This is a genomic window from Mycobacterium sp. DL (assembly GCF_039729195.1).
Lineage (GTDB): Bacteria > Actinomycetota > Actinomycetes > Mycobacteriales > Mycobacteriaceae > Mycobacterium > Mycobacterium hippocampi_A.
Genome location: NZ_CP155796.1, coordinates 993,018 through 1,018,530, shown reverse-complemented (window position 1 = coordinate 1,018,530; position 25,513 = coordinate 993,018). Strand labels below are relative to the sequence as shown.

Below are 25,513 nucleotides of genomic sequence, written 5' to 3'. Positions count from 1 at the left end.
CGTACCGTTACGCCATGGCAGCACGACGGCAACCTCAAGTGGGCGACGGGTCCGTGTTCGTTGCCATTGTCGTCCTGTTGCTGATCGTCGGGCTCATCGTCAAGTACATCTGGTGGGTCGTCGGCGCGGGGGCGCTGGTGGGGCTGTTCTTCGTCGGACGAGCGGTCACGCGGGAGGTGCAGAAGCGTCGGGAACTGGCCGAGGAGCGAGCGGCGGAGCTGCAACGCCGCGCGGACCGCCAGCACCGGTGGATGCTGGCCGGCGATCCGCGCGCCATCTACGGGCAGAAGGGAGCGGACGCGATGCGCAAGGTGGCGCCGGCGCCCGCACTGCCGGATGGCGACGACGGCGAGGAGCTCGAGCCGATCGCAACGATGGCCGAGACGCCCGCCGAGCTGCTGGCGCTGGAGCGGGACAAGCCGCAGGCGTGGCAGTGGGCGCTGTTCACGTCGATTCTGGTGCAGCGGACGACTCCCCTGTTGCCGCGGCTGCGGGACAGCGAGCTCGGCTTCACCCCGGCGGACACCACGAGGGTGTACTCGGGTAGGGAGCTGGCAGGCACGTTACTCGGCCTGATGGACGAATTGCTGACGACAGCAAGTCAATTGGAGAGTTTCATGGGTTCGCCGGCGTTCATGGGGTCGATCGCCGATCCCACCGACGCCGAGGCGGTCAAGCACGTCGCACACCGGGTGATGGACTACCACGAGCGACTTCTCGAGTTGTCGGAACGCTGCCGTGGGCTGTCCGCCTCGGCGCAATACACCGACATTCTCACCGATTGCGCACGGCTGTTTGATGTTCCGCTGCAGAGCTACCGCGTGTTCATCGCCGACATGGTCGACGTGGTCGAGGCGCTGCCGAAGGTGTTACAGCACGCGACGGGCGACGTGCACATGGGTTCGGTGGTGCTGGACCTGGACCTCGACGCCCAGCTCGAATCTCGAATTTTCAAGCGCTTGAGGGCTATCAGTAAGTCATGAGATTTCGTGACTGCCGACGCCAGCGGCGGAACCGCTCCGACGCGGCATCCTGCATAGGAGGTGCGCTGCCGTGGCCCAGCCATTCCACGGGGTCACGCAAACAAATAGTGCAATGCCGTCCCGTCGGTTTTCACTAGACTGCCCTGCATGGGTGTTTTGGGGGTCAACACCGAAGGTCTGCACGCCTTGGCTACTCGGTGCGAGGACCTCGCCGATGAGATAGCCACTTCGGGCGCACCTCAGACCTCCGGGAATACGTGGCAGCCGACTACTGCTGCCATGAACACGGTCAATACCAGTGTCGACGCGACCGCCCAGAGGCTTGCAGGCAGAATGTTGGCTACCTCGGCCAAGCTTTCTCAGACCGCGGGTGATTACACCGTCCAGGACGCCGCATCGGCCCGGGAAATCGGCGCCACGGTGATATAGCAAGTGCCAGCCAGCGTGCCGGTACCGAGCCGGTCTCAGATCCACAATTGGGAAACCGAACAATTGCGGGATTGCGCGGGGTTCTGGAATCGAGTCGCTGAATCGTGGGAAGTCGCGTTCGAACAGGTTCATCGGCTTATCGGATCGCCGGGTGGGACGCCATGGACGGGCAGAGGCGCGGCTGCCGCGCAGGAACGCGCAAGGACGGATCGACTGCGCGTGAATGATTGCATCAAAGGGCTCCGTTTAGCTGCGGCTTACGCAGACAACGCCGCTAGCGAGTTGGAACTCGCGAAGAGGCAGGCACTGATCGCCATTGGCGAAGCAGAGTCGCAAGGTTTCACCGTCAGCGAAGATCTCTCTGTTCACGACACGCAGAGGACTGGGTGGTTCCCTGCCGAGGCGTTCGCGCGGCAGGCCCAGGCGGAGTCGTTTGCGGTTGATATTCGAACCAGGGCAGCAGCTCTGGCGGCGCTCGACACGGAGCGGGCGGCTGATATTACCTCCGCTTCAGTCACTCTCGGCGATCTTGTCTTCGGCGAAAGTACCGCAACCGACCACGTGGTTCAGGCGGTCGATTGGAAGCAGTCGCCAGCCGAGGATCTAGACGGCACCTCGCCGGGCGGATCGCAACCGGCCCGGGGCCTACCACCAGAGGGAGTACAGCCGCCCACCCCAGGCGACCTCGTGCCGGGTCCTGCGAGCCGCCCCAGCGAGGCAGGAAAAGGCGGACAGAGTTTGTGGGATGAAAACGGAGGTGAATGGCGGTATTTCCCGGGCGATAGGTACCACAACCCACATTGGGACTTCAATCCGCACAACGCTCCGAATGCGCCTTGGGACAACGTGCCGATCGGCGACCTTCCGCCTGTGAAAGACAATCAGATCATCACTGGCCTACCGCCTTGGTTGGAGAATCCGGCAGCCCCCGGCATCGTGGGGCCGCCCTTGAATCCTCTGCTTGATCCATTTCCCAGCACCGACATGCCGGCTCCGACCACGCTACCGGGGGCGACTCCAAGTCTTTCGCTCCCGCGCATCGACATCCCTGCACCAACACCTGAGGACATGGCGAACGCCGGCGCGACTGGTACGGGCATTGTTGCCGGCGGCGGCCTCCTCGCGATGCTCTACATGCTGCTGGTTCAGAATTGATCACCAGCATGTTTTATCGGTTTAGTGCACTGGCGCCAGTGCCGGCCCTTGTGGATATCGCTAGAAACTTCGTTGCGGATCTAGCGCTCGCCACAGGACAGGATCTACCGGCTTGGCTGCCGACACTTTCCAGTCCTCCGGAAGGGTGGCTCATTGGACAACCCGACATCGATCAAGCGCCGACGCGAATAGCATTGCATCGAAATTCATCCAGTTTGTCATGGGATGGTTGCGAGATCGTCAACCTCTTCGCGTTTACCGGGTCGCTTCCACATGAGTTCGTGCACGCCAATGTGGCATGCACATTGCAGGCCATTGAGGCCGACAACATAGCCATCGAACCGCTGTCCCTGCCGAGTTCGCCTGGTTATGACGTGTCGGCGGCACTGGCCGTCGGCAATTTCGCGATGAACAAGCGCAGGGTGCGAGGGCGTTACAGCGCTTACCTCGTGCAGGAAGCCGGCGACATTGGCATCCGCGGGCAGATTCGCCGGGGCGCTCTAGTGGAACATCACACCTTCGTCACCGCCGAAGCTGACCACAGAGTCCACCTCGAACTCGTCGGTATGGTTAGGGACCTCTCGGAGGCTCTGCAGTCAGCGCTAGCATAGTGTCAGCCAACTTGGTGTACTCGCGTGGCTACCGTGCGGACTATCGTTGACCTAGACACAGTCAGCCACATCCGCAAGGGGACGCATGAGCATCATCCGTGTCGATCTCGCTCACGAGTTCATGTTCGGCGATGACGTGGTGCTTCTGGCCATGGACGGCGCTGGCGTCACCACCTTCGCTGATGCGCTGAAAAACGCTGTGCAGCAGGGTCAATCGCGCCTGACACACGACGGCGTCACTCACCATTTCTTTGTCCGGAACGGAGAGTCCGTCGTTGAACTAGACGGCGCCAGCGTCGTCTGGAAATTTGACCCTGCCAAGGTAAGCGAAGTCATCGACAATCTGGACTCCCTTTCTGGCAACAATCGTCCCGGTCATCAGTATGTAGATATCTCAAAGCCCGCCGACACCTTGGTGCTCTCGAGAGACGAGTATGTCCGGCAGTGACTGGCGGCGGCTCAGGACCTCGCGCCGATCGTGACGATGGTTGCTGGGTCGCGACCGATGAATCGCAACTGGCACAACGCTTCCCCCTATTGCTGCGCGCTCATCCCGATGCCGAAACCTGGAACTCACCCATGACGTGGTCAATCATCACACGTGTCCGGAGACCCCCGCGCGCGAACCTTGTGCCGCCGGTCCACAACCGGACTGGCCGCATCACCACCATTCCAGTCCGCATGCACCGCAGGTCCAGGTGTGTTGATCGTTTCTCATGCATCCGCGGTAGTCGAACCACGGGAGCCGCCGAGGATTCGACATGTCCGTGTGAATCACCTTCTGCGTCCGACTGACGCGACAACGTGGACACTTCGGATGGCGTTCGAACCTGAAGTCCACCAGGCTCGAGCAGCCCTCGTCGTCCATGTGCTCCGCGCACCGACGGCAGAGAACCCCCGGAAGGTCGGCGGGTAACTCCGGCAGCCACCACTTGTCGCGAACCCAACCGTATGTGTAGCTCGCACGCCGTTCCGTCCTGACCACCGGCGGCGACGAAGCTCGTGCCGGCGCATCGACGGTGTGGATGCGCACGGCGTCGCGGGCGTCATCGCAGGTGAAGTCGATGTCATCCCCACACCCCGTGCACTCGCCTTCTGAGTACAGCAGGATCCGGGCTTGCACCACCGAGGAGTGGCCGAATCGCATGGACTCGTCGACCCGGTAGGCGCTCTCGGTCAACGCCAACTCCATCTGGATCGCCGCGTCGCCCCGGAGCTGCCACGTGGACCGAGGATCGTCCGCAAAATCGCCGATAACTGCCAGCGTCGCCAGATCGACGAGACCGGGCGAACTCATGGGCCAGTTGACCAAGGCCCGGTCGGGCGTTCCGTCGGCGCCGATCCGGCCCAACACGGTCAGGACCGAGGGCGGATCGGTGTTCAGCACGATGGCGACCGGATCGCCCATCTGGGCTTCACCGAATCCGTATCGCCATGGCCGGTAGGGTGAGCGGGAGTCCAGCAGGGAGATCACCGCGTCTTTCCAGGTGCTGCCTTCGACGATGTGCAGACGTTCGGTCAGTGTTTGCGTCACTGTGCCATTATTCCAGAGCACTAAGACAATTCGTGTCCGCAGAAGATTGCTGAGCGAGAATTCAGACTGGCTGGATCTGGAACACGGCAGCCGCATCCCGGCGTAGGGTGCCAACCGTGCACGTCGACGTGATGACCACTCCCCAGCCGCTCCGGGCGATCGGCGACCTCGCCCGACGAACGCAGTCCGCGCACTTCTCCGGGATGCTCTTCACCGAGACAGGCCGAACCGCGTATCTCAACGCCGCGGTCGCCGCGCAGGCAGCGCCGGGACTGGAGCTGTCGACCGGCGTCGCGGTGGCATTCCCGCGCAGCCCGTTCGTGACGGCCGCGACGGCGTGGGAGCTGCAGGAGGCCACCGGCGGGAACTTCCGGCTCGGTCTCGGCACTCAGGTGCGCACCCATGTGGTGCGCCGATACGGCGTGCCGTTCGACCATCCCGGCCCACGCCTGCGGGACTACGTGCTCGCGGTCAAGGCCTGCTTTGCCGCCTTTCGAACCGGCACGCTCGACCATCACGGCGAGTTCTACGACCTGGACTTCATCACCCCGCAGTGGAGCGCCGGGCCGATCGACGCGCCGGATCCGAAGGTTGATGTCGCCGCGGTCAATCCGTGGATGCTGCGGATGGCCGGCGAGGTGGCCGACGGTATTCATGTGCACCCGCTCGGCGAGCCGGGGTACATCACGCGGCATGTCCTCCCGAAACTGGCTGAGGGAGCGGCGAAGTCGGACCGGTCGACGGAGGATATCGCCGTGATCGTGCCGGTGATGACGATCGTCGGCGACACCGACGAGGAACGCCATCGCGAGCGGGAGTTGGTGCGGGCCAGCATGAGCTTCTACGGCAGCACACCGAACTACGCGTTCATCTGGGACGAAGCCGGCTTCGAGGGAACCACGGGGCGGATCCGGGAGAAGCAGAAGGCCGGCGATATCGCCGGCATGGCGGCGCAGATCTCCGACGAGCACATCACGGCGTTCGCAACCGAGTCGACGTGGGACGGTCTCGCCGACGCTTTGATCGAGAGATACGGCGACAAGGCGACGCGGATCGTGCTGTACAACGCGCTGGCCGATGCTGAGCGGATCGAACGCTACGGCGATGTGGCACAGCGCATCACTGAGCGTTGAGACTGCAGCCACGGCGGCGAAACAGTCGAAAAGCCCGCCGCCAGCGCAGTCTCAACGTAGCTACCCGTATGCTACCGGGGTAGCATAGCGGTCATGAAGTTGAGCGTGAGCCTGTCCGACGATGACGTGGCCGTGATCGACGCGTACGTGGAAACCGCGGGACTGTCGTCGCGGTCGGCGGCCATCCAACGCGCCGTTCAGATGCTGCGGTATCCCGCCCTGGAAGAGGACTACGCGCACGCGTGGTCGGAGTGGTCCGGCCACGACGAGGCCTGGGAGAGTGCGAGCGGCGATGGTGTCCGCTAGTGCGGCGCGGTGAGATCTGGCAGGTCGCGCTCGATCCTGTTCGAGGCAGCGAGGCCGACAAGACCGGACCGGCGGTCGTCGTCAGCAATGACCGCGCCAACGCCACCGCGTACCGACTGGGGCGCGGAGTCGTCACGGTGGTCCCGGTGACCAGCAATGTCGAGAACGTCTATCCGTTCCAAGTGGCGCTCGCTGCCGATCTCGACAACGGCCTCCCGGTGGATTCCAAAGCACAAGCCGAGCAGGTCAGATCAGTTGCTGTGCAACGTCTCTCCCGCCGCATCGGAAGAATCTCGCCGGACGAGGGGCGCCTCCTCGACGACGCCCTGCGGCTCCATCTCGGATTGTGAACCGATCCGACCGCTCCGTTGAGACTGCAGCCACGGCGGCGAAATCGTCGAAAAACCCGCCGTCAGCGCAGTCTCAATGCGGCGGAAAGCGGTCTCAAGAATATGAAACCTTGAGGAGTCGCGAATCGAGCCCGCCGACGCCAGGAACGATCTATCTCAGATCACAACACTCGACGAAATGGCTACCAGCCTTGGCGCCACGGGAATTTGCGAGTGACGGGCGGACTTCTCTACCCGTAGCTTGATCGCAGCCACTGCAGATCACTTTCCCAGTCGGCAATCGCTTCTGAGAAGTCGCCCGTCCTGCGACGAGCATTCCGCGCGAAAGCGGCGATTGAGTTGATCATCTTCTGAAGGCGACGAACGCTGTCCGGCTCGCCCCATTGCTTGATGTATTCATTCGCCGCGGGAGATCCAGCCACCAACTCGACCGTCAGAACCTCGGCAAGAATAGTTCTTCTTTCGGATTGAGGGAGCCCGTTTCGACCCACGCGGTACCCCAAAGCCCCGAGCACTCCCGAACTCGGCCAATGGCCGGTATCTAAGTTGACTACAAGCTTCCGATCAGACTTCGGAGCAACGCTCACGGTGTCAGGAAAGTTGACAGTGTTGACAGCAGAGTCGGGTTCGACATAAAAGAATCGTTCGAGAGCTGCGTGGCCAATTATGAAGTTATGCATCAGGTCGGTGATCTCGCCATTCGAGATTTCATACAGATCTACGCCAATAGCCATTGACGCAAGTACCATCTCCTGCGAATAGACCCGCACGCCCTCGCCTTCGGTCCGAGCCCAAAGCGCGTCGACATCCGCCTCTTGCCATTCCTCGCGGCCAAAGATCACCACAGCAGGTGGGGTGCCGTCATTCGAGAGGACATGGACACCGATCCCACACGCGTCCAAGAACTCGTCGAACTCTCCCTCTTCGCACGGCCCGCTGCCCTGCGTAGCCACTCGGTGGCCAAGGATGCCACGACAGACCGTTCGGTTGTGCGGAAGCAGGGGAAGAAGCGATTCCCATAGTAGTTCTGTCTCCACCAGCTACTCCTCTACCTAGGAAACGCGATGACGTTCTCCATTTCAGATCAGTCAGAATCTCAGGACCTGCCTACGCGCGGCACAAGTCGTTCAACGACAACCGTGGAAAAGCCCCGCCCTCAGACCTCTGGAATGTTCAACCGCCGCGCCAGGTCCGGTCCCCCGACAGTCCGGATGAACTCCGGGTCACCACAGACGACGAGTTGGTCGCGGGCGCGCGAGAGCCCGACGTAGAGGCGTTCGCGGGAGCGCTCGAACGCGGCATCCTCGTTGACGACGAGCACGACGGCCCGGCGTTCGAGGCCTTTGAAGCCGAGCACGTGACCATAGAACACTTGATCGGCGTCCCAGAAGCTGTCCCAGTACGCGGAGCTGCCGGCCGCTTGGCGTTCCTTCTGCTCGGGATGCCTTGTGCCGGTGGTGAGTAGCGCAACATCCTCGGGGCGCCAGCCCTGTTCGAGCAGCACCTCGACCTCGTCGTCGCCGACATCCATCGCGTCCTCGCGCGCGCAGGCAACGTACTTCACCGCTGGCCCTTCACCGCCGAGGAACCGCATCGGGTGATCCACCAGCGGCTGGAAGGCGTTCGCGATCTGGCGGGTGTTGCGCAGGTTGTGGTCGAGGATCAGCGGGACCAACGGCACCGGCGGCGACCCGTGCCGGCTGAACACCCGCTGACCTTCATCGGTGAACAGGTAGATGCCGCTGGTCTCCTCGTCTTTCAGCGCGGCCAGCAGCGGATCCCACCAGGAGTCGGCGAAGTCCTGTGCCTCGTCGACGACGATCGCGTCGAACCGGTGCCCGGGCTCGAGTTCTGCAGCGAGCTGGGCCATCTGGAGTGGCAGGTCGTGTTCCCAGAACTTGACGGTCTCGTCGTTACGCAGTGTCTCGTCGGGTCCCTCGGGTGCACCCCAGGTCTTGCCCAAGTCGTGGAACTCGCCGACGTAGGCGGGGTGATGGCGACGGTTCCACGCCGCGGTGATCCGCTCGAGGTAGGACGCCAAGCCGTGGGAGTAGCAGACCAACGCGACACGTTGACCGGCACGGGCCAGCCGACGGGCCTGCTCCATCGCCAGGAACGTCTTGCCGCTGCCGGCGCCGCCGCGGACCTCCACACGGTTCAGCAGCCGGACCGCATCGAGGATGACGGACTGGTGCTCGGTGAGAACGTCTGCGGCGTCTTCGTTTTCGAGGGCGCGGGCGACCACGCTGCGTTGCGGCAGGCCGCGTCCGCTGAGGGCCTCGTTGAGCTGGGCGATGCCGTCCTGGGTGAGCATCGGCCGGTCGAGTTCCTGGGCGAGCAGGATCGCCCGCAGTTTGGCGACCATCGTGGGCAGATCGGTGCGGTCGATGACTTTCCAGCGGGGACACTCGGGCAGCGCAAAGTCCTCGGGGAGGTCGGTGTTGGGCAGCACGACGACGTGGTCCCAGCGCAGCCGATTCTGACTCCAGCGCGGGTCCTTCTCGATGAAGTCCCGCAGCGCGTAGCAGGCTTCGCGGGCCTGGCGCACGGGGTCGATCTTGTGCTCGTGTCCGCCACGCTTCTGCCACCAGGTCTCGCCGTCGTGCCACAGCTCGCCGCCCTTGACCTCGACGCAGATGATGCCGGCGCCCTCGATGGCGACGAAGAAGTCGACCTCGTGGTCCTTGAGGTGGTCGGTGACCCGCTTGCCCGGGATGACGAGATCTCCGGGCTCGAGCTGGTCGATCAGCAGCTGGTACACCCTGCGCTCGGCGCCGTTGGCCAGCCGAGGTGTCTCGGCGACGGTGATGCTCATGCGGACGTCCCCCCGTTCGTCCCTGGGATGGTAGCGAGCGGGACCGACGAATCTGGCCGTTCCCCGACGTTGACACTGCAGCCACGGCGAGGAGTCCGGTGAAAACTCCGCCGCCAGCGCAGCCTCAACACCGTTCGCCGACGCCGCCGAATTGGTGTCATGACGGTCGACCGCAGTCACTTAGGTTGGTAGCTGGTCCAGTCGAGTGAGGAGGCGGTAGTGCTGGTTGATCCTGAGATCTTGAGAGCATTCGCCGGTCAGGTGGACGTGGCATCGGGAGTCATTCGCAGCACCAACGTCGGCCACCGGGTCGGCACGGCCGCCGACGGACTCTCCGGATCCACCACCCAGTGGGCGGCGCGGCTCGTCGGCGGCCACGTCACCGAAAGCGCCGAGGGTCTCGCCGCCGAGCTCGGCGACATCGGTGTCGCAGTCCGCGGGGCGGGCGACGCCTACGAGGTGACAGATTCCGACCTGGCCAGCAGTTTCGAGCGCATCTTCTGACGTGTTGCCGTCCCGCTCACGACTCACCAGCTGGAACCCCGACACGCTGTCGTCCACAGGTCCTGCCGTCACATCTGCCGGCAAGACAGTCGAACGCTCCGTCGATGGGATCAACGCCAATCTCGAAGCCATGGACGAAACCCGGTCCTGGGAGGGCCCGGCCCACACCGCGGCGTCGAAGATGTTCAACCGCGGGCACACCCACGCTACCGAGTTCGGCGACTACACCGCCGCGATCGGAAAGGCCTTATGTGACGGCGCGACGTCGTTGGGCGCCACCCGAACCGCACTGTTGAACAAGGCCGACGAGATCGACTCCGGTGAGCTGCAGGTGACGGACCAGTGGGTGGTGCTGATCAAACCGGCGGCGATGTCGGCGGAGAAGGTCGCCACGCTGATGGAAAAGGTGGCCGCCGAGCAGGTCGTCGTCAACGATCTGCTGCTGGCTGTCGGAGACGCCGACGACGCCGCCGCCGAAAGACTCACTGCCGCCGCGCAACCGTCCGGGTTTGTCGCGCCGAATGCGGACGGTCTGGGCGGAATGATGCTGCCCGGGTTCGATAAACCGGCGGACGAAGTACCCAACCCACGGGATCCGCTGGGACTCGTACAACAGTCGGTGATGCGCGGTGAAGACATGGCCACCACGGTGCGCGACACCAAGGAAGAGATCGTCAACGGAGACGAGTTTCGCAAGACGCTGATCATGCAGGACGGCAGCAAGCACGTCATCTGGGAGTATGGCCCGCCGGAGTATCCGACCGTCAGCCACATGCACTACGACACCGATGGAGACGTCATATCCAGCACGATGTCGTGGACCACGTTCGAGGGGATTCACAACACCGAGATCGAATGGGCCGACGGCACGATCTTCAAGGCCACGGAAACCCCGGACGGTGTCCGCGCGGCCGGCTTCACGTTGCCCGACGGTCGCCACGGGGTGCTTCCGCCGGACAACCCGTTCTTCACCGGGCCGGTGCCGGCCACGATCAGTAGCGCGCTGACGGGGTTGGATGCGCATGTCGGTCGCGGCGGCAGGTTGCCGATGGTGTCGATGGACGCCGCGGAGACCATCGGCAAGGGCGCCAAGTTCGGCGGTCCGGCAGTCAGCATCCTGAGCTCGATCTACTCCGTGGCGGCGGCTGAGACGCCGTATGACCGCTGCGTGACGGGGTTCGCGGGCAGCTTCGGGGTCGTCGGTGAGGTGGGCGGGGCAGCGGGTGGCGGCGCAATTGCAGGCGCAGTGTTTCCCTTCCCGCCGGTACAGGCAGTCATGGTTCCCGCCGGCGCTATAGGCGGCTCCATGGCCATCGGCGGATGGATGGAGTCGCTCGGTGCCAAGGTCGGGGAGCGATTTTGCCAGTAGGGAAACTGCCATCTCCTCCCACCTGGAAGCGACGAGCTTGGCTCACCATCTTCGGCCTTCTGATATTTATCGGTGGCGCCATTCAAGGCCTCGTTCTCACCGCAATTGCCATCAGCCGCAACGACTTACTCGCCGCGGTCGTTGCCAGCGGTTGGACAATGTTCTTTCTGGGCATGCTCGCTGGCATCGCCGTCGGCTGGCTGCGATCGGAGCAACGTGTTGGCGCCATCGAGCAGTCCGGTGTCACGTTCCGCCCGGATCCGCTCGCGCCCTGGCTGCTCGGGTGCAGTTTCCTCGGTGGCGCCTTGGCATCTGGATTCACCCTGCTGTTCCGCAACCGCGATGGTGACGAGCTTCCGTTTTCGTCGGTGGATCGTGTTCGCGAGCCGGGTCTCCTGTTAGTGCTGTTCATCTGTGCGGTGATCGGCCTGGGTGTGCTCATCGTGCGCGGCCGGGGCCACTTTCGACTGACTCCTAACGGGATCGAGAACACCGAGCTTTTCCGCATCGACGCAGCGACTTGGGATGACGTCACCGCGATCACCCCTACCGCGCCGCAGAGACCCCGGCGTGATCCGTTCTCGTTCTATCTCAAAGACACTGAGAGACCGATGGTCGTGAACAACGCGAGCGGATATGCCACCAACAGCGCAGCGCTGTACTGGATGGTTCGGCACTACTGGCTACATCCGGAGAACCGAGGTGAACTCGCCGATGGCCGCGCGCTCGAGCGACTCAGGACCGAAGACTTCGTACCCGAGTAACAGCCCACGACCGAGCCGGGAACCTCCAAGCACGGCGCGGTTGCGCGCGCCGGAGCTACTCGAGTGCGGATCGCACGCCGGTATAGCCGAAGTCGCCCCCTTTCCACAGCAGCGGTTCGCGTAGATCCGTCGCAAGCGCGTACGAGAGGCAATCACCAAAATTCAGCCGGGCAGGGTGCCCGCTTCCCTTGCCGAAATCCGCATAGGCCTGGCGGGCCAGACGAGCCTGGCGCTCAGTGACCGCCTCGACCGCCATCCCGGCTTCGTCGATCAACTCGTCCAACGCTCTGCTCACGACTGGGTCCCGCTGTGAGTCGAGCACGATGCCGCATTCGAGATAACTGGCAGCGGACAGTCGCCGCACATCAGCCGACGCGATCGCTCTGGCGTAGACCGCTGCGTCGCCTTCATCGCGCAGGATTGCGATAATCGCTGACGTATCGGCGATCACGCCGGAAGGCCCTTGTCGTCGTAGAGCATCTCTGCGTGATCGAGCGTCTTGGTCTCCGCAGACACCCTTTGCCCAGTCCGGTGTCCGAGTGCCATGAGGCGTGCCGCGAGGTCATCCTGCTGGAGCTTGGCCAGGCGGTCGTTCACGGCGGTCGCCACCGCTTGGGCCTGCGACTCACCCGTGAGCTTGGCGAGCTGTCGGACAGCGTCGTGGACCGACTCGTCTTTGATGTTCAAAGCCATGTTGGTACCTTTCCACCCTAACGATGGTACCTTGGTATCCGCTGATCACCACCCTCACAGGTCCGCACTCCGCACGTTCGGGCGCATCTCGAAGGGCTGAAGGTCAGTTGTCAGACGCCGCCTTCCTGGTGATCTCCTCGATCGCGGCAAGCGCTTCCGCGGTGAGTTCGTCGCGGATTCCGCTGCGTGCGTGGGCGAATGGGATAAAGGTTGCCAGCAGTTCGGGGGCGTCGAGCACCACAGCCAACGGCACGTCGCCTTCGTAGTCGTCGGTACGGAACAGTCGCTCGATCCGCGGCACGCTCCAGCGCAGCGGGTCGCCGGTGGCGAGCAGCCCTTCGAGCAATCTGCGGTGCTCGCGTCGGTCGAATGTTGCGCCCCGCTCGGAGGCGAAGAAGGCGTCACACAACTCTTCGAGGGATTCGGTGTCCCAGTCGGGCGACTCGCGTTTGTTGCCGCCGGTCGGCAGGTGACGGATCAGCCAGTGCAGGAGAGGACGGCAGCCGGGCCACGTATCCGTCTGGCCCGTAAAGAGGGGGTCCTGCGCCAGTCCATGATCGAGCCAGGCCCGCGCGTCGGCCAGGTCCATGTCGACAAACGTGGTGTCGGGGTCGGTGTTGTGCTCTGAGGCCACGCGGACCACGGTGTCGATCGAATCCGGGATGACGAAGGCATCTTTGACGACGGAGTACAGAGCGTGGTCGACATACGCGGCGCAGGTCAGTTCGTCGCCGGTGGCAAGCTTCGCGCCGATCAGTATTTCGTCGCCGTCACCGAGCACGTGGGTTTTCCGCACCGCCCGATACACGTCGACGTCCGCCAGATCTGCGATCCACGGTGGCATGACGTCCTGCCGGGCGGCGACCTCCCGGCGGCATCGCTGTTGTGCATCGCTGGCATCGAGGAGTTCGCCCAGTACGGCAAGCAGGGCGGTCGTCTCGCGGACGTGGACGCCGACCAAACTGTCCAGCAGGCGCGCGAGGTCGACCGTCTCCCGCTTCGGGCGCGACGGCAGCCACGCCAGCGGGTCGGGTTTGGTCGCTTCGATGAGCATGCTCACCATGCCGAGTAGCTCGAGCGGGGGGCCGGCCAACGCCCTACGCACCTCGTCGATCAACGGCGTTTCGTCAGGCGTCTCCGGCTCGCGCGCTCTGATCCGCTGTGCATCACGACGCGCCTGCTTGGCCTTTCGACGCTTGCGTGCCTCGTTCACGGAGCGGACGTTACCCGCGACGGCCGACAGGTCGGAGCGGTCGGGCAGCGTGTCAGACCGTCCCCATAGAGTGCGATCACACCTATCCACCTGGGGAGGAGACGGATATGGCATCCAAGCCCACGGCGCCGTCGCGCCGGATCGACATCGTGCCGGCGCGGCCGCGCCCGATGCTCCCGGTCGCGGTAGTCGTCACCCAACGCGGCGAAACCATGTTCCGGTACTCCGCGGCGGGGGCCGACGAGCAACACTGGAGCGGCACAGTCGGGGCCGAGTCCATCGACACCGCTTTACTCGACGTCATCAGCGGCATCCGGGCGGCATCCGACTCGGAACGGTTTCTGTTTCTGCTGCAGGTGCCGACGCGCAGCATGCTGTGGGCGCTGCGCGACGAGATCGCGCTGCTGATGCCCGGGGTCTGGATCGAACGGCCGAGGCTCTCCGACGAGAAGCTGGTACGGCAAGCCTTTGCGGGGCTGCGTGAATCCAGACAGGTTGCGGCGCAGGCAGAGCCGGTATGCGTTGCGACGGACGGCTCGGTGCGGGGCAAGTTCACCGGCTACGGGTGGCTCGCGTCGACGGGTGAGTACGGCCTGCAGGGATTTCGGCATTCGACGAAGTTGATCGGCCCGAAGGTGGTGTTGGTCGCGGAGTTGCGCGCGATCGGGGCGGCGGTGCAGAAACTGCGCGGGCGTAACATCACAGTCTTCAGTGACAGCAAGCTCGCGGTGGCGATGGTGAAGCGCTGGATGGCCGGTGAGGATGTGCTCCCGGAGGGATACTCGGCCTTCCGCACCAGCGGCAAGACGCCGGGACTCGTTCGGGCGCAGCGGATGATCCAGGAGGACCGCGCGCGGATCACACCGGTGTGGGTGAAGGGCCACCGAGGTGAGCCCCTCAATGAGGGCGCCGACGCCCTGGCGCGCCTTGCTTCGCGATATGCGTTGGGCGACAGCACCCTCGACGGCCCCGAGTATCACCGCCGCGCGCAGGGTCTCGCCGAGACATTCGCACGGGAGTTCAACAGCAAGCAGACGGCTTAGGACCGCCAGGCAGGATCACCGGCGTGGCGCGTCGAAACGGATGAAGGGGCGTCCGCGCTCGGAGCCGACCCGGCTCTGCACCCCGTAGACCTGTGCGATCAGCTGCTCGGTGAGAACCGTCGCGGGCGCACCGGCGGCCACCACCCGCCCCGCGTCCAGCACCACCAACTGGTCGCAGAACATCGCGGCCAGGTTCAGGTCGTGCAGCGCGACGATCGCAGTTACGTCGAGATGCCCTACCAGCGCCAGGATCTCGAGTTGGTGCGCGATGTCGAGATGGTTGGTCGGCTCGTCGAGCAGCAGTTCGGTGGGACGCTGCGCAAGAGCCCGCGCGATCTGGACACGTTGCCTCTCTCCGCCGGAGAGGCTGTGCCACAGTCGATCCCCCATGTCGGAGAGTCCTGTCGCTGCCAACGCATCGTGCACCGCGACGTCCGCGTCGGGGTCGGCGCCGAACACCCGCCGGTGCGGCAGTCGCCCCAGCCGGACCACCTCGGCGACGCGGATGTCCAACTCGGTGTCGGCATGCTGGCCGACCATCGCCACCGCCCGGGCCACCTCCTTGCGCCGGACGCTGCCCAGCAACGAGCCGTGCAACTCCACCCGTCCGAAGTCGGGATGATCGAGTCCGGCCAGCAGCCGTAGCAGCGATGACTTGCCAGATCCGTTGGGCCCCAACAGTCCGAGCACACAGCCCGGTTCGGGATGCACGGACACGCGGTCGAGCACCACCTTGCCCGACCGTGTCCAGGTCACATCGATCGCGCGAAGCGTCATGCTGCGACACCTCGACGGCGGAACAGGATCAGCGCGAACGCCGGCACACCGATGAGTGCGGTGACGACCCCGGTCGGCAGTTCCTGCGGTTGGAACACCGTCCGCGCCAGCGCGTCGACCCACACCATGAAGATCGCGCCCAGCAGCGCGACGGTCGGTAGCAACCTGGTGTGGCCGGGCCCGACGAGGAACCGCGCGGCGTGCGGCAGCACCAGGCCGACGAAGCCGATCGCACCCGCCGCGGCGACCACCGTCGCCGTCATCAGCGCGGTGAGCACCAGCAGCACCGCACGGGTGCGGTGCACCGACACCCCGAGCGTCGCCGCGGTGTCCTGCCCGAACGCGAACGCATCCATCGTCGACGCCATCAGCAGGCAGCACACCAGGCCGAAACCCACCACCGCTGCACACAACCACACATCGGTCCACGACGCGCCCGACAGCGACCCGAGCAGCCAGAACAGCACACCGCGGGTCTGCTCGGCGTTGGCCGACGACAGCACCACAAACGACGTCAGCGCCGAGAACAGTTGCGTGCCGGCTACTCCCGCGAGCACCACGCGGTCGGTGCCGCCGCCGGCGAAGTAGGCCAGGGTCAGCACCAGCGCGAAGGACACCACCGCGCCGACGAATGCGCCGCCGGACAGTGTCAGCGCGCCGCCCCCGACCCCGAGCACCGCGACGAGCACTGCCCCGGTCGACGCTCCCGAGGACACCCCGAGTACAAACGGATCCGCCAGCGGGTTGCGCAGCAGCGACTGCAGGATCGCACCGCAGAGCGCCAGTCCGGCGCCGCACAGCGCCGCCAGCAGAGCACGTGGAAGCCGCAGCTGCCAGACGATGCCGTCCTGCAGTCGTGATACTCCCGACGCGGGACCGCCGAGGTGGTGGACGACCACGGCGTAGACGTCGGGCACCGAGATCGACGCCGGCCCGATGGTGATCGCCACCGCCGCCGACAGGATCAGCAGCACCAGGCTGGCCGCCCACAGCGCAGGCAGCAGCCAGGGTCGGGTTCTCACTGCGGGGCCGAGAGCCCGAACTCGGTCAGCCCGTCGGCGACCTTCTCGACGCCGTCGACGGTGCGGATGGACGGGTTGAGATCGGCGCCGCTGACGACGATGTAACGCTTGTCGCGGACGGCGCTGAGCTGGCTGGTCACCGGATTCGATTCCAGGAAAGCGATTTTCGATCCGAGGGCGTCGCCCTCGATCGTGCGCCGGCTCAGGTCGGCCAGCACCAGCACGTCGGGATCGCGTTCGGCGACGGTCTCCCAGCTGACCTGCGGCCACTCGTCCTGCGTGTCGTCGAAGACGTTGCGCAGCCCGGTCTCTGCGGCGATGATTCCCGGCGATCCGCAGCAGCCGGCCATGTACGGGGTGCGAGTGTCGGAGAACCAGAACGCCGCGTCGACGTCGGTGACCACCGGTTGCACGGCATCCAGACGCTGTTGCAACGCGCCGACGAGCTGATCTCCACGGTCCGATACGTCGAAAATGGCTGCCAGTTCGTTGATTTCCTTGTAGATCAGGTCCATTGTGAGCGGGTCGGTGCGGGCGCCGTCCTCGCTGGAGCTGACCTTGCCCTCGCAGTCGCTGGGCGCCATATACGTCGGCACACCGAGCTGTTCGAACTGGCCGTTGTCGGCGACCCCACCCGGTCCGAGCGTGCCGACGAACGACGCGGTGACCAGGTCGGGATCCACGTCCAGCACGGTCTCGAATGAGGGCTTGTTCTCCGCCAGGCGGGGCACCGCCTCGTTGGCGGCCGCCAGGTTGTCCCGGACCGGGTCGGTCCACGTCGCGGTGCCGGCCATCCTGTCGGCCAACCCCAGGGACAGCAGGATCTCGGTGGAGCTTTGGTTCAGTGACACCACCCGCTGCGGCGGAGCCTCGACGATGGTGTCGCGGCCGCAGTTCTGCACCGTCAGTGGGTAATCGGCTGCAGTCGTGGTGGTTTCGGGTGCGGGCTCGGTGCTGCAGCCCACCATAACCATGACTGCGGCCAAAGCCACAAGTAAGCGGATCATCCTCGAACCTCCAGGCCCGCAGCCAGCTTCTCGATTGCGTCGATCTCGCGGATCCCCGGGTCCAGTTCCGAGCCGGTGAGCACCACATAGCGCTGCTGCTGCACCGCATCCATGTTTCGGGTGATCGGATTGGTTTCGAGGAACTCCTTTTTGGTGTCCAACGAATCACCCTCGATGCGCTTGCGGCTCAGGTCCGCCAGCACCAGCACGTCGGGGTTGCGGTCGGCCACCGCCTCCCAGCTGACCTCCGGCCAGTCCTGTTGCGAATCGGCGAATACGTTTGATGCGTCGACGATCTCGGCGTACATCCCGGGAGCCGAGCAGCAGCCCGCCATGTAGGGGGTTTTGACGCCGGAGAACCAGAACGCGACCGTCGGCTGCGGTCCGTCGACATTCTCGGGGATCACCTTGTCAAGGCGCTGCTGCAGTTCGGTGACCAGGTCGGCGCCGCGGTCCTGGACGTCGAAAATCTGCGCCAGATCGGTGATCTCCTGGAACAGCGTGTCGGTGCGCAGGGGTTCGGTGCGGGTGACGTCTTCACCGTTGACCTCGGCGCCGACGCATACCGACGGCGACTGGTAGGTCGGGATACCGAGATCGGCGAACCGGCTTCGCTCGGCGACGGCGGCGGGGGTGAAGGTGTGCGCGCTGGCCGAGGTGACGAGGTCGGGTTCGGCGTCGAGCACCACCTCCAGGGAGGGGTCGTTGTCGGCCAGTCGCGGCACGGTGTCATTGGCGGCCGCCAGGTTCGGTAGCACCGGGTCGAACCAGGTGGAGGTGCCGACCATGCGGTCAGCCAGGCCCAGCGACAGCAGGATCTCGGTGGAGGCCTGGTACAGCGACACGGCGCGCTGCGGTGGGCCGTCAAACGTCACCTCTACGCCGCAGTTGGTGAGGGTCAGCGGATAGCTGGTGCGGCCGGGATCAGCAGGGGCTGCCGCGCCCGCGACCGGCGGAATATCTTCGGCGCGTCCGCATCCGACGACGACAAAGACAAGAACCACCAACGTGGCGACGGAGCGCACAGCGCACTTCCTTCGGTGTCAGGCTCATTTCGCGGAGCCACTCGACATTTCGTGAGGAAGCCGGCGGTCGGACTCAGGCCCTGTGGAGGCCCATACCGTTGCGCGTCAGCCCTGGATTCACACCAGATTCCCGACTCCCTCGCCTGGCACTGTAGCAAGTGCTGCAATTGGCGGCCCTCGACGGGGACGTCGGCCGCTGCGTCTGTGAAGCGAGTCCGTTCGACGCCTCGTGGCCACATCGACCTCAGGGTCGTGAACTGGCATCGAGTCGCCGCGATCGACAGCCGTCACGTAGATCTCGGCCATAGGGCCCGCAAAGGATGACGCACACGCCCGGCGCTTTCTTCAACCTGGCACGGTAGGCAACTGCGGACCTGTCCCGCCTAGGTCAGTAGCGAACTGGCGGAAGCCACTGTGGCCAGGGAGCTTTCGCAGGCATTGGTACCTCTATAGCTGACGCACGGTAGCTCGTCTCATGCTGCCTCTGCACGCAGTAGATCGCACGCGGCGACGAAGCGCGACCACTCGGCCGTCGTGGGGCGGACCGCAGCGTCGGACACCGCGTCGTCGCTGACCACGAACCCGGGCGCCGTGGGCGCAAAGAGTTCCGCGAGTTTGACGACCTGCCCTGCCGGGCTGTCCTCGAAGCTCTCGTGTACCCGCTCGCCGATCCGCACCTCGGCGCTGTCTACGCCGGCGACCACGTCCAGTGCAGGTACCCGAAGATCGCCGCCACACCGCCCGACGTGTTCCTCGAAGCGGTCTTCCCAAATCTCCGCCTGCCAACCGTTCCACACCTCCGGAAGTGCTGCGAAGAATCCCATTGTATCGGCTGTCTGCCACGCCCCCAATGTCTTTCGGGGCACATCGATGTGGATGCCGCCCTCCGGGATCTTGCCGAGCATGATGCGGCCGACACCCCGACCGGGCAACCTGTTCAACAGCTCCGGTCCGTGCCACCCCTTGCTGAGGTGCCACCACAACGGCCAGAATCGCAGCTTCCCCTCGGCGTCGATCACTGAGACGAGGTGGCACATCTGATTCCGTTGCCGGGCAAGCTTCAGCGTCGGCTTCCTGTCCCACGGCGACTGACGCAGCTCTGCTCCGACATAGCCTGCCAGCTCAGCAGTTCCGTCGTATGCCCAGCAGATCTCGTAGCCCGACCAGACCGTGGCGAGCACCCTCATCAGCGCGCGGCGCGTGTTCATCTCCACCATCAATGATTCACCGAAGAACAGCACGCGGTGACGGTCCAGATCCACCACCGCGCCGCCGTCGGCCCACCCCGGGTCGCACCACGCATCCTTCTCGCATTGCCGAAGCGAGGCCGCGTACCGCAACGCGAGGCCGGGTCCGCCGATCAACGCGTCGAGCATGCGGCAGCCGCCCCAATGTGAGTAGTACAGCTGCCAATCCTGATCTTTGACGATGACGAAGTTCGCCCTGTTTCCCATGTCGCCCCGATCTGTGATGACGCGGATCGCGCGCCGATGTCAGTCGAGTGTCGGTCGCGGGTTCGACGAACGGACGCGTGAATGCAGCTGCACGGCGTCAACTGTGGATAACGCGCAGACTTGTGATGAATGAGCGTGGATACGCATCACCGACGCCATCGCGGGCATTCGTTTGTCGGCGGGGTCCACCAGACTCCGAAGTGATCGCTGTTGCGCGTAACCTGCACTTACCTGAGTTCGATCCGAAAGGAGGTGTCCGGTGTCCGACCTTGCGCACCTGCCTCCCGGTTTGCTCAGCCTCGAGCAATGGGATGCGCTCGAGCTCGACCCGACGCGACGGTGGGAACTCAGTGAGGGAACCCTGACCATGTCGCCGCGGCCGCAGCTATGGCATCAACGCATTTCAAAGCGGCTCACTCGCCTCCTCGACGATCATCTGCCAGAGGGCCTCGAAGCACTGCCCGAGATCGAGGTGATCACGAGAGCATCGTTCCCGCCGAGTGTCCGCGACCCCGACATCGTCGTCATACCGGAGCGCGTAGTCGAGCGGCGCGCCGCCCGGGTCGCGGCAGCCGATGTCTTGCTCGTCGTCGAGATCGTCTCGCCGGGTTCGCGAGGGACCGATCACGTCATGAAGCTCGACGAATATGCCAAGGCGGGCATCGAGCACTACTGGATCGTCGACCCCGACGCGCCGTCTGACGAACGATTCCTCGCCTACCGCCTCGACGGCGAAATCTATCGACGAGTCAATGCACTCGACGGCGGCAGGGTTCGGGTGAGCGAACCAGCCGAGATGGATTTCGCGCTCGAGGAGTTGACGGGCCGCTGAGGTATCCGTATCGGCCGCCGACATGGCGTGAGCCCGCTGGTCGGATTCAGGTCGCGGGGGTGTTCGGCAGAACGAACCGCGAGAAAATTGGTGTCTGATCGCCCCCTCGGTGGCCGTTAGGCTCGATGCCGACGACGGCGCAGCCACTGGGGAATTCGATGGATCACCTGAGAGTAGATGCTGACCATGCGTACAACACATCACGTGCCGTAGGCAACGACGCCGAGGAACTTCGCGAGGAGTTGGCGCGACTGGAACGCCACTGGGACAACTTGTCTCGGGGATGGACTGGTCTAGCTTCATCCGCGTATTCGGCTATGTGGGCGGAGTGGCTCGGAGGCGCGAGCACGTTGGTCGATGCACTCGCCGAGAGGTCGCACACCCTCGGTCTCGCTGCCGTCCGCTACTCCGAGCAGGACGCTGAATCAGCGGTAGGAATCGACTCCGTACCGATGGATCTGGGGATCTGATGCGCTACCGAGTCGAGCTCGAGGAATTGTTGGACTTCGTGGCTCGCCTGCAGTCCTTCGACGAACGGGCAGAGGCGCTCGCACGTCACATCGATGCGCAGATCGCCGACCTCCACACCACCTGGTCCGGTGAGGGCTCCGCTGCGCACCGCGCCCGGCATGACGAGTGGATGGCGGGTGCCACACAGATGCGTGAGGCGCTCACACAGCTGCGAGCCGCGGCGCACAACGCCCACCTCAACTACCGCGACGCCGGGCAGCTCAACGTGGCCATGCTGACGTGACTGCCCAAGACGTCGACGTCGCCACCTACTACGCGGTGGGCAGAGGGTTGTTCGACAAGGCGGGCAAGCTCTACGACGCATTCAACGTCAACGTCGCCGCCCTCGGGGCCACCGGATCGATGGCGGGCACCGACGACTCGGGTACCGCATGGGCGGCGTCGTACGACGAACGAGTGGGCGAATTGCTCGGTGCTGTCAATGATCTGGTCACGGCGATGGAGAACTATGGCGGCGTGGTCATTCAGGCCGGTCACAATCACGCGGTAGCCGAACACAACGCCACGCCCGGCAGTCAGGGTTCCGCGCCGACGAAGCCACCGGAACCCCCAAGTACGGCCGGCGTCCTCTCGGTTCCGCCCTCTGCGGGTGGGCCGGGCAGTGGGCTGGTCGACACCGTCGGGTTGATGGCGCAGGTGGGTGTGCCAGTACCTGACGGTGACACGGACAAAGTGGCGACGGCCGCAGGTGCGTGGGATCGGCTCGCCACGGTGTATCAGACGACGACGATCGCTGAGGCGCTCGAGGTAGACGCCCGCAGCTTCCGGGATACCCGGTCACCAGAGGTCGAGTACATCGTGCGAGACCTCGAAGAACTCCGCGACGCGACGACGTCGGTGTTGGATGGCTGCGCCGAGCTGGCGCGGTCCTGCAGGGACTACAGGTCCGCGCTCGACGATCTGCGTACGCAACTCGGGAGCATCCTGGAGGATCTGGCGGTCGAACTGGCGGCGACAGCGGCGATCGGAATCGCCGCGTCGTTCGTCTCGTTCGGCGCCGGTGCCGTCGCGGCGACAGCCAAGGCTGCCCAGTCGATCACGAAGTTCGCCCGCATCATCGGCGAAGCTGTTAGTGCGTGGAAGATTTCGAAGAACATCGGCAAGGGCGTCCAGAGGGCGCAGGACATCGTCGGGTTGCGCCAGAAGCTGCAGCGCATCAAAAGCCTCGGGCGGAGGCAAAAGCCGGAGGAGAAGCCGACTCGTCCGAATGTCTCGATTCCAGAGACAGCGCCAAGGTCGATGACTGGCTACACCAAACACGCCGAAGACCAAATTTCAGGACGCGATGGCGGGATCGGAGTACGCAGAGAAGCATTGGAGGATGCATTCACTGAGCCCGTGCGCGACGTAGAGCGCCTGGTAGACGGCCAGGGCCGAGTGAGCTACCGATACACCGGCGAAGATGCGACCGTTGTTGTCAACGAACAAGGCAAAGTAGTGACTGGTTGGGCGAACAACAGCACTGGAACAGCAGGGGGTGGAGCAGGTGGATAGTCACTTCGATTTTCTCAGCGCGGACCAGGGCGAATTACTCAGTGAGATTCTCGCTCGTCGGAATCCTCGCTTGTTCGAGAGCATTCGCCACGCAGGGATAGTGACCCGGCCGGAGGCAGAGCAGATCATGTCCGTCCTAAGTGACGAGCTCGCAGACAACCTTGACGACGACTGGGAGCCCACCGAACACGGACGAGCGATCAGCGCGGCCCTCGCACAGTTCAATGCAGCCCGGGTCAGCGAATGGCCGTGACAGTTGGGCGGCGGAGCGCGTACCGCCTCATCGGGTGGCGACGGAAATAGGGACGTGCCGGCCGGGCTGCGTTGAGTGCCCTGACGGCCTGGACAGGACTGCTGAACGCGCCCTGTCAGCGACTGGAGGCCAGAACACCGTCGGGAACCGCCAGGGTGTGGATGGTCCGCTGCGAACGGAAAAACTGGCTTGCGAACGATCCGGTGTTGTACGGCAGGTCGTACTTCGCGCACAATTCCCGTACGCGGACGCTGACCTCAGCGAGGCGGTTGCTCGGCAGGTCCGGAAACAGGTGGTGTTCGATCTGATAGCACAGGTGACCGCCTGAAAGTGCCAGCAGCGGAGACGCTTTGAAGTTCGCAGCCCCGAGCATCTGCCGCAGATACCACTCGCCTTTGGTCTCACCGTCGAGCACCGCCGGGTCGAACGTCTCGGCGCCGTCGGGGATGTGCCCGCAGATGATGTTCACGTACACCCACATGTTCCGAAGCAGGTTCGCAGTGACGTTGGCCGCCAGAGTTCGACGCCACCGTCGCAAGCTCAGTGCCGGGAGCAACACGTAATCCTTGCTCAACTGACGGGCGACCTTGCCGAAGAACCGGCGTTCCTCCGCAGCCCTGCCCGCCGGTGTGTCGACCCGGTCCCGCTCCGAGCGCAGACCGTGCAGGGCGATGCCCCATTCGAAGGTCGCTGCCAGCAACAGGTTTCGCAGCGGTGTCCACAGGTGGGGATGGCGCCATGGTTGGTCGGGGGTCACCCGCAGCAGGCGGTAGCCGATGTCCTCGTCCATGCCGAGCACGTTGCTGAAGATGTGATGCCGGTAGTTGTGCGAATACCGCCACTGCGCGGACAGCCCCGCCATGTCCCACTCCCAACTGGTGGAGTGGATCTCGGGGTCGTTCATCCAGTCCCACTGGCCGTGCGAGATGTTGTGGCCGAGTTCCATGTTCTCGATGGATTTCGCGTACGCCAACGAGGCGGTTCCCAGCCACCAACCGGCCCTCGACCGACTGCGCGCGATCACCAGACGCGCCCCGACATCAAGCACTCGCTGGAAGATGATTGTGCGACGGATGTATGCCGCGTCCTTGGTCCCGAGCGACTCCTCGACGTCACGGCGAATCGTGTCGAGTTCGTCGGCGATCGCTTCGATGTCTTGCGTGCTCAGGTGCGTGTACGTGGAGACATCGGCGATCGCCATCAGGGGAGTCCTCGGGTGGGTGCGTCAGATCGGCGCAGTCCAGCCACCGTCGGTGTCGAGACACCAGCCTACGGGCACGGACCTCACAGCGGGCATCCAGGTTCGCCGCGCAGTCGGAACTGCGACGCCCGCGGACGGCTCACCTGCACCGGAACGACGTCGGGCACGACCTCGGCGGCCGGCGGCACGAGCTGGTGGTTGCCGCCTTCGTGACGAAGTGACTAGGAGGGGGCTGCGACGAACCGCGCATCAACGGTCGCCGACACGCTGATGTCTTTCGGTACGAGCTCGACGTCGGGGCCGCCGCCTGATGACGCCGGCGCCGCGTGTAAGAAACCCATCCCGTCGCCACCCTGAGAATGTGCTTCGGCACCGAGCATCCCCGCGTCGGCGATCGCGATGGGACGGACCTTTCCGAGCTCGAGGGCGTCGGCGTACAGCTGCGCGCGGGCTGCCGCATCCTGAACGGCTTGGGTACGGACTCTCGTCACCAGTTCGTCCCGGCTTTTGGTGGTGAGCGCCCACTCCACGTACCTGAGTTCGAATCCTTCGGTGCCGGTGACATGCCCTCCCACCCACTGCGACAGTGCGGTGAAGTCGCGGAACCTCACCTCGACGCTGACGCTCGCATCATGGATGACCGGGAGCTCGTCACCATCCTCGTTTCTGGGCCGATGCGACCAGGTCCGCAACTGTGCCGCTGACCACCGGGTGACGGCGCCGTCGTCGCCGTCCTCGAGCCGGAGGATCGATTCCTTCACGACCTCGAGGTCACGCGCCACCTGGTCGTAGACCCAGTCCTTCTCGGGACCGTGATAGCTGATGGAGGCGTGCACGGTCCCCCGCTCGGGCGGCTGGAAGGCGGAGAACGAACCCCGGACTGTGATCTCAGTGGACATCCGGGCCACGCTAGTGGGAGGCCCCGACACCCCTCGAAGTGCGCGGGGCAGGCCGTTCAGACTGCGCTGGCGGCGACGAAGTGCGAGTGGCACCCGCCGCCGCTGCAGTCTCGACG

At 64.8% G+C, this 25,513-nt stretch carries 30 protein-coding genes and 1 riboswitch; of the genes, 17 read left to right on the top strand and 13 right to left on the bottom strand.

All coding sequences use genetic code 11. From position 1 onward, the window contains the following. Positions 1-14: 14 nt before the first annotated feature. The 5 genes from ABDC78_RS04940 (at position 15) to ABDC78_RS04920 (ending at position 3,626) form a co-directional block, all read left to right on the top strand. A complete protein-coding gene (locus ABDC78_RS04940; protein WP_178358656.1) occupies positions 15-983 on the top strand; it encodes a hypothetical protein in 969 nt (322 codons plus the stop codon). Between the two features lie 147 nt (positions 984-1,130). Continuing rightward, a complete protein-coding gene (locus ABDC78_RS04935) occupies positions 1,131-1,412 on the top strand; it encodes a type VII secretion target (RefSeq protein ID WP_178358657.1) in 282 nt (93 codons plus the stop codon). 219 nt (positions 1,413-1,631) lie between these two features. Continuing rightward, complete coding sequence (locus ABDC78_RS04930; RefSeq protein ID WP_256736036.1) at positions 1,632-2,567, top strand: hypothetical protein; 936 nt, start codon at positions 1,632-1,634, stop codon at positions 2,565-2,567. Next, a complete protein-coding gene (locus tag ABDC78_RS04925; protein ID WP_178358658.1) occupies positions 2,564-3,178 on the top strand; it encodes a hypothetical protein in 615 nt (204 codons plus the stop codon). Before ABDC78_RS04930 ends, ABDC78_RS04925 begins: the two co-directional genes overlap by 4 nt. An 85-nt stretch (positions 3,179-3,263) precedes the next feature. Further along, entirely contained in the window at positions 3,264-3,626 is a 363-nt protein-coding gene (locus ABDC78_RS04920; protein ID WP_178358659.1) for a hypothetical protein, read from the top strand. Positions 3,627-3,839: 213 nt separating this feature from the next. Here the strand turns inward: ABDC78_RS04920 and ABDC78_RS04915 are convergent, their stop codons facing one another. Next, positions 3,840-4,712, bottom strand: a complete 873-nt coding sequence (locus tag ABDC78_RS04915; RefSeq protein WP_178358660.1) for a hypothetical protein — start codon at positions 4,710-4,712, stop codon at positions 3,840-3,842. A gap of 116 nt (positions 4,713-4,828) precedes the next feature. On the opposite strand from ABDC78_RS04915, the gene ABDC78_RS04910 reads away from it, so the two are divergent. The 3 genes from ABDC78_RS04910 to ABDC78_RS04900 all read left to right on the top strand — a co-directional run bounded on the left by ABDC78_RS04910 (position 4,829) and on the right by ABDC78_RS04900 (position 6,501). Next, entirely contained in the window at positions 4,829-5,845 is a 1,017-nt protein-coding gene (locus ABDC78_RS04910; protein WP_178358661.1) for a TIGR03617 family F420-dependent LLM class oxidoreductase, read from the top strand. 93 nt (positions 5,846-5,938) lie between these two features. Beyond that, the gene (locus ABDC78_RS04905; protein ID WP_178358662.1) at positions 5,939-6,151 is read left to right on the top strand and encodes a ribbon-helix-helix domain-containing protein; all 213 of its coding nucleotides are present in this window, start codon (positions 5,939-5,941) and stop codon (positions 6,149-6,151) included. After that, the gene (locus tag ABDC78_RS04900) at positions 6,151-6,501 is read left to right on the top strand and encodes a type II toxin-antitoxin system PemK/MazF family toxin (RefSeq protein ID WP_178358663.1); all 351 of its coding nucleotides are present in this window, start codon (positions 6,151-6,153) and stop codon (positions 6,499-6,501) included. Before ABDC78_RS04905 ends, ABDC78_RS04900 begins: the two co-directional genes overlap by 1 nt. Positions 6,502-6,731: 230 nt before the next feature. Here ABDC78_RS04900 and ABDC78_RS04895 read toward each other — a convergent pair whose 3' ends face one another. Together ABDC78_RS04895 and ABDC78_RS04890 are read right to left on the bottom strand one after the other, a co-directional pair. Then, positions 6,732-7,538, bottom strand: a complete 807-nt coding sequence (locus tag ABDC78_RS04895) for a hypothetical protein (RefSeq protein ID WP_178358664.1) — start codon at positions 7,536-7,538, stop codon at positions 6,732-6,734. 119 nt (positions 7,539-7,657) lie between these two features. Beyond that, complete coding sequence (locus ABDC78_RS04890) at positions 7,658-9,316, bottom strand: NERD domain-containing protein (protein WP_178358665.1); 1,659 nt, start codon at positions 9,314-9,316, stop codon at positions 7,658-7,660. Positions 9,317-9,535: 219 nt separating this feature from the next. On the opposite strand from ABDC78_RS04890, the gene ABDC78_RS04885 reads away from it, so the two are divergent. The 3 genes from ABDC78_RS04885 (at position 9,536) to ABDC78_RS04875 (ending at position 11,953) form a co-directional block, all read left to right on the top strand. Continuing rightward, the gene (locus ABDC78_RS04885; protein ID WP_178358666.1) at positions 9,536-9,820 is read left to right on the top strand and encodes a type VII secretion target; all 285 of its coding nucleotides are present in this window, start codon (positions 9,536-9,538) and stop codon (positions 9,818-9,820) included. A 130-nt stretch (positions 9,821-9,950) separates the two neighbouring features. Next, positions 9,951-11,189 (top strand): hypothetical protein, encoded by a 1,239-nt coding sequence (locus ABDC78_RS04880; RefSeq protein ID WP_178358667.1) that lies wholly within the window; start codon positions 9,951-9,953, stop codon positions 11,187-11,189. Next, positions 11,141-11,953, top strand: a complete 813-nt coding sequence (locus ABDC78_RS04875) for a hypothetical protein (RefSeq protein WP_178358668.1) — start codon at positions 11,141-11,143, stop codon at positions 11,951-11,953. Before ABDC78_RS04880 ends, ABDC78_RS04875 begins: the two co-directional genes overlap by 49 nt. A gap of 55 nt (positions 11,954-12,008) precedes the next feature. Here ABDC78_RS04875 and ABDC78_RS04870 read toward each other — a convergent pair whose 3' ends face one another. From ABDC78_RS04870 to ABDC78_RS04860, 3 genes are all read right to left on the bottom strand, one after another. After that, positions 12,009-12,404 (bottom strand): type II toxin-antitoxin system VapC family toxin, encoded by a 396-nt coding sequence (locus ABDC78_RS04870; RefSeq protein ID WP_178358669.1) that lies wholly within the window; start codon positions 12,402-12,404, stop codon positions 12,009-12,011. After that, on the bottom strand, positions 12,401-12,646 hold the full coding sequence (locus ABDC78_RS04865; RefSeq protein ID WP_178358670.1) for a type II toxin-antitoxin system VapB family antitoxin: 246 nt from the start codon (positions 12,644-12,646) through the stop codon (positions 12,401-12,403). The genes ABDC78_RS04870 and ABDC78_RS04865 overlap by 4 nt, the downstream gene beginning before the upstream one ends. A gap of 103 nt (positions 12,647-12,749) precedes the next feature. Continuing rightward, complete coding sequence (locus tag ABDC78_RS04860; RefSeq protein WP_178358671.1) at positions 12,750-13,859, bottom strand: hypothetical protein; 1,110 nt, start codon at positions 13,857-13,859, stop codon at positions 12,750-12,752. A 107-nt stretch (positions 13,860-13,966) separates the two neighbouring features. On the opposite strand from ABDC78_RS04860, the gene ABDC78_RS04855 reads away from it, so the two are divergent. Further along, positions 13,967-14,902, top strand: coding sequence for an RNase H family protein (locus tag ABDC78_RS04855; protein WP_178358672.1), 936 nt, complete (start codon positions 13,967-13,969; stop codon positions 14,900-14,902). 15 nt (positions 14,903-14,917) lie between these two features. Here ABDC78_RS04855 and ABDC78_RS04850 read toward each other — a convergent pair whose 3' ends face one another. The 5 genes from ABDC78_RS04850 to ABDC78_RS04830 all read right to left on the bottom strand — a co-directional run bounded on the left by ABDC78_RS04850 (position 14,918) and on the right by ABDC78_RS04830 (position 20,187). Beyond that, entirely contained in the window at positions 14,918-15,679 is a 762-nt protein-coding gene (locus ABDC78_RS04850; protein ID WP_178358673.1) for an ABC transporter ATP-binding protein, read from the bottom strand. Further along, positions 15,676-16,701, bottom strand: a complete 1,026-nt coding sequence (locus ABDC78_RS04845; RefSeq protein WP_347133331.1) for an iron chelate uptake ABC transporter family permease subunit — start codon at positions 16,699-16,701, stop codon at positions 15,676-15,678. The genes ABDC78_RS04850 and ABDC78_RS04845 overlap by 4 nt, the downstream gene beginning before the upstream one ends. Further along, positions 16,698-17,708 (bottom strand): ABC transporter substrate-binding protein, encoded by a 1,011-nt coding sequence (locus tag ABDC78_RS04840; protein ID WP_178358674.1) that lies wholly within the window; start codon positions 17,706-17,708, stop codon positions 16,698-16,700. The genes ABDC78_RS04845 and ABDC78_RS04840 overlap by 4 nt, the downstream gene beginning before the upstream one ends. Further along, entirely contained in the window at positions 17,705-18,733 is a 1,029-nt protein-coding gene (locus ABDC78_RS04835; RefSeq protein ID WP_178358675.1) for an ABC transporter substrate-binding protein, read from the bottom strand. Before ABDC78_RS04835 ends, ABDC78_RS04840 begins: the two co-directional genes overlap by 4 nt. Before the next feature lie 40 nt (positions 18,734-18,773). Beyond that, a riboswitch (cobalamin riboswitch) is annotated at positions 18,774-18,914 on the bottom strand. Between the two features lie 292 nt (positions 18,915-19,206). Beyond that, on the bottom strand, positions 19,207-20,187 hold the full coding sequence (locus ABDC78_RS04830; protein ID WP_256736038.1) for a hypothetical protein: 981 nt from the start codon (positions 20,185-20,187) through the stop codon (positions 19,207-19,209). 259 nt (positions 20,188-20,446) lie between these two features. On the opposite strand from ABDC78_RS04830, the gene ABDC78_RS04825 reads away from it, so the two are divergent. The 5 genes from ABDC78_RS04825 (at position 20,447) to ABDC78_RS04805 (ending at position 23,297) form a co-directional block, all read left to right on the top strand. Further along, on the top strand, positions 20,447-21,019 hold the full coding sequence (locus ABDC78_RS04825; RefSeq protein ID WP_178358676.1) for a Uma2 family endonuclease: 573 nt from the start codon (positions 20,447-20,449) through the stop codon (positions 21,017-21,019). 125 nt (positions 21,020-21,144) lie between these two features. Next, complete coding sequence (locus ABDC78_RS04820) at positions 21,145-21,489, top strand: WXG100 family type VII secretion target (RefSeq protein ID WP_347133330.1); 345 nt, start codon at positions 21,145-21,147, stop codon at positions 21,487-21,489. After that, a complete protein-coding gene (locus tag ABDC78_RS04815; RefSeq protein ID WP_178358678.1) occupies positions 21,489-21,773 on the top strand; it encodes a WXG100 family type VII secretion target in 285 nt (94 codons plus the stop codon). The genes ABDC78_RS04820 and ABDC78_RS04815 overlap by 1 nt, the downstream gene beginning before the upstream one ends. Then, positions 21,770-23,044 (top strand): hypothetical protein, encoded by a 1,275-nt coding sequence (locus tag ABDC78_RS04810; RefSeq protein ID WP_347133329.1) that lies wholly within the window; start codon positions 21,770-21,772, stop codon positions 23,042-23,044. Before ABDC78_RS04815 ends, ABDC78_RS04810 begins: the two co-directional genes overlap by 4 nt. 127 nt (positions 23,045-23,171) lie before the next feature. Next, positions 23,172-23,297, top strand: a complete 126-nt coding sequence (locus ABDC78_RS04805; protein ID WP_256736039.1) for a hypothetical protein — start codon at positions 23,172-23,174, stop codon at positions 23,295-23,297. 115 nt (positions 23,298-23,412) lie between these two features. Here the strand turns inward: ABDC78_RS04805 and ABDC78_RS04800 are convergent, their stop codons facing one another. Further along, the gene (locus tag ABDC78_RS04800; RefSeq protein WP_178358679.1) at positions 23,413-24,498 is read right to left on the bottom strand and encodes an acyl-CoA desaturase; all 1,086 of its coding nucleotides are present in this window, start codon (positions 24,496-24,498) and stop codon (positions 23,413-23,415) included. A gap of 221 nt (positions 24,499-24,719) precedes the next feature. After that, entirely contained in the window at positions 24,720-25,397 is a 678-nt protein-coding gene (locus tag ABDC78_RS04795) for an SIMPL domain-containing protein (RefSeq protein ID WP_178358680.1), read from the bottom strand. Positions 25,398-25,513 lie beyond the last annotated feature (116 nt).

Bases quoted from the DNA above. Each gene is read 5' to 3' on its own strand.
- ABDC78_RS04920 (WP_178358659.1), top strand. From the start codon at position 3,264: ATGAGCATCATCCGTGTCGATCTCGCTCACGAGTTCATGTTCGGCGAT.
- ABDC78_RS04850 (WP_178358673.1), bottom strand. From the start codon at position 15,679: ATGACGCTTCGCGCGATCGATGTGACCTGGACACGGTCGGGCAAGGTG.
- ABDC78_RS04855 (WP_178358672.1), top strand. From the start codon at position 13,967: ATGGCATCCAAGCCCACGGCGCCGTCGCGCCGGATCGACATCGTGCCG.
- ABDC78_RS04875 (WP_178358668.1), top strand. From the start codon at position 11,141: ATGGATGGAGTCGCTCGGTGCCAAGGTCGGGGAGCGATTTTGCCAGTA.
- ABDC78_RS04905 (WP_178358662.1), top strand. From the start codon at position 5,939: ATGAAGTTGAGCGTGAGCCTGTCCGACGATGACGTGGCCGTGATCGAC.
- ABDC78_RS04830 (WP_256736038.1), bottom strand. From the start codon at position 20,187: ATGGGAAACAGGGCGAACTTCGTCATCGTCAAAGATCAGGATTGGCAG.
- ABDC78_RS04800 (WP_178358679.1), bottom strand. From the start codon at position 24,498: ATGGCGATCGCCGATGTCTCCACGTACACGCACCTGAGCACGCAAGAC.
- ABDC78_RS04840 (WP_178358674.1), bottom strand. From the start codon at position 17,708: ATGATCCGCTTACTTGTGGCTTTGGCCGCAGTCATGGTTATGGTGGGC.
- ABDC78_RS04935 (WP_178358657.1), top strand. From the start codon at position 1,131: ATGGGTGTTTTGGGGGTCAACACCGAAGGTCTGCACGCCTTGGCTACT.
- ABDC78_RS04815 (WP_178358678.1), top strand. From the start codon at position 21,489: ATGCGCTACCGAGTCGAGCTCGAGGAATTGTTGGACTTCGTGGCTCGC.
- ABDC78_RS04890 (WP_178358665.1), bottom strand. From the start codon at position 9,316: ATGAGCATCACCGTCGCCGAGACACCTCGGCTGGCCAACGGCGCCGAG.
- ABDC78_RS04805 (WP_256736039.1), top strand. From the start codon at position 23,172: ATGTCCGTCCTAAGTGACGAGCTCGCAGACAACCTTGACGACGACTGG.
- ABDC78_RS04820 (WP_347133330.1), top strand. From the start codon at position 21,145: ATGCCGACGACGGCGCAGCCACTGGGGAATTCGATGGATCACCTGAGA.
- ABDC78_RS04940 (WP_178358656.1), top strand. From the start codon at position 15: ATGGCAGCACGACGGCAACCTCAAGTGGGCGACGGGTCCGTGTTCGTT.
- ABDC78_RS04865 (WP_178358670.1), bottom strand. From the start codon at position 12,646: ATGGCTTTGAACATCAAAGACGAGTCGGTCCACGACGCTGTCCGACAG.
- ABDC78_RS04795 (WP_178358680.1), bottom strand. From the start codon at position 25,397: ATGTCCACTGAGATCACAGTCCGGGGTTCGTTCTCCGCCTTCCAGCCG.
- ABDC78_RS04880 (WP_178358667.1), top strand. From the start codon at position 9,951: ATGGACGAAACCCGGTCCTGGGAGGGCCCGGCCCACACCGCGGCGTCG.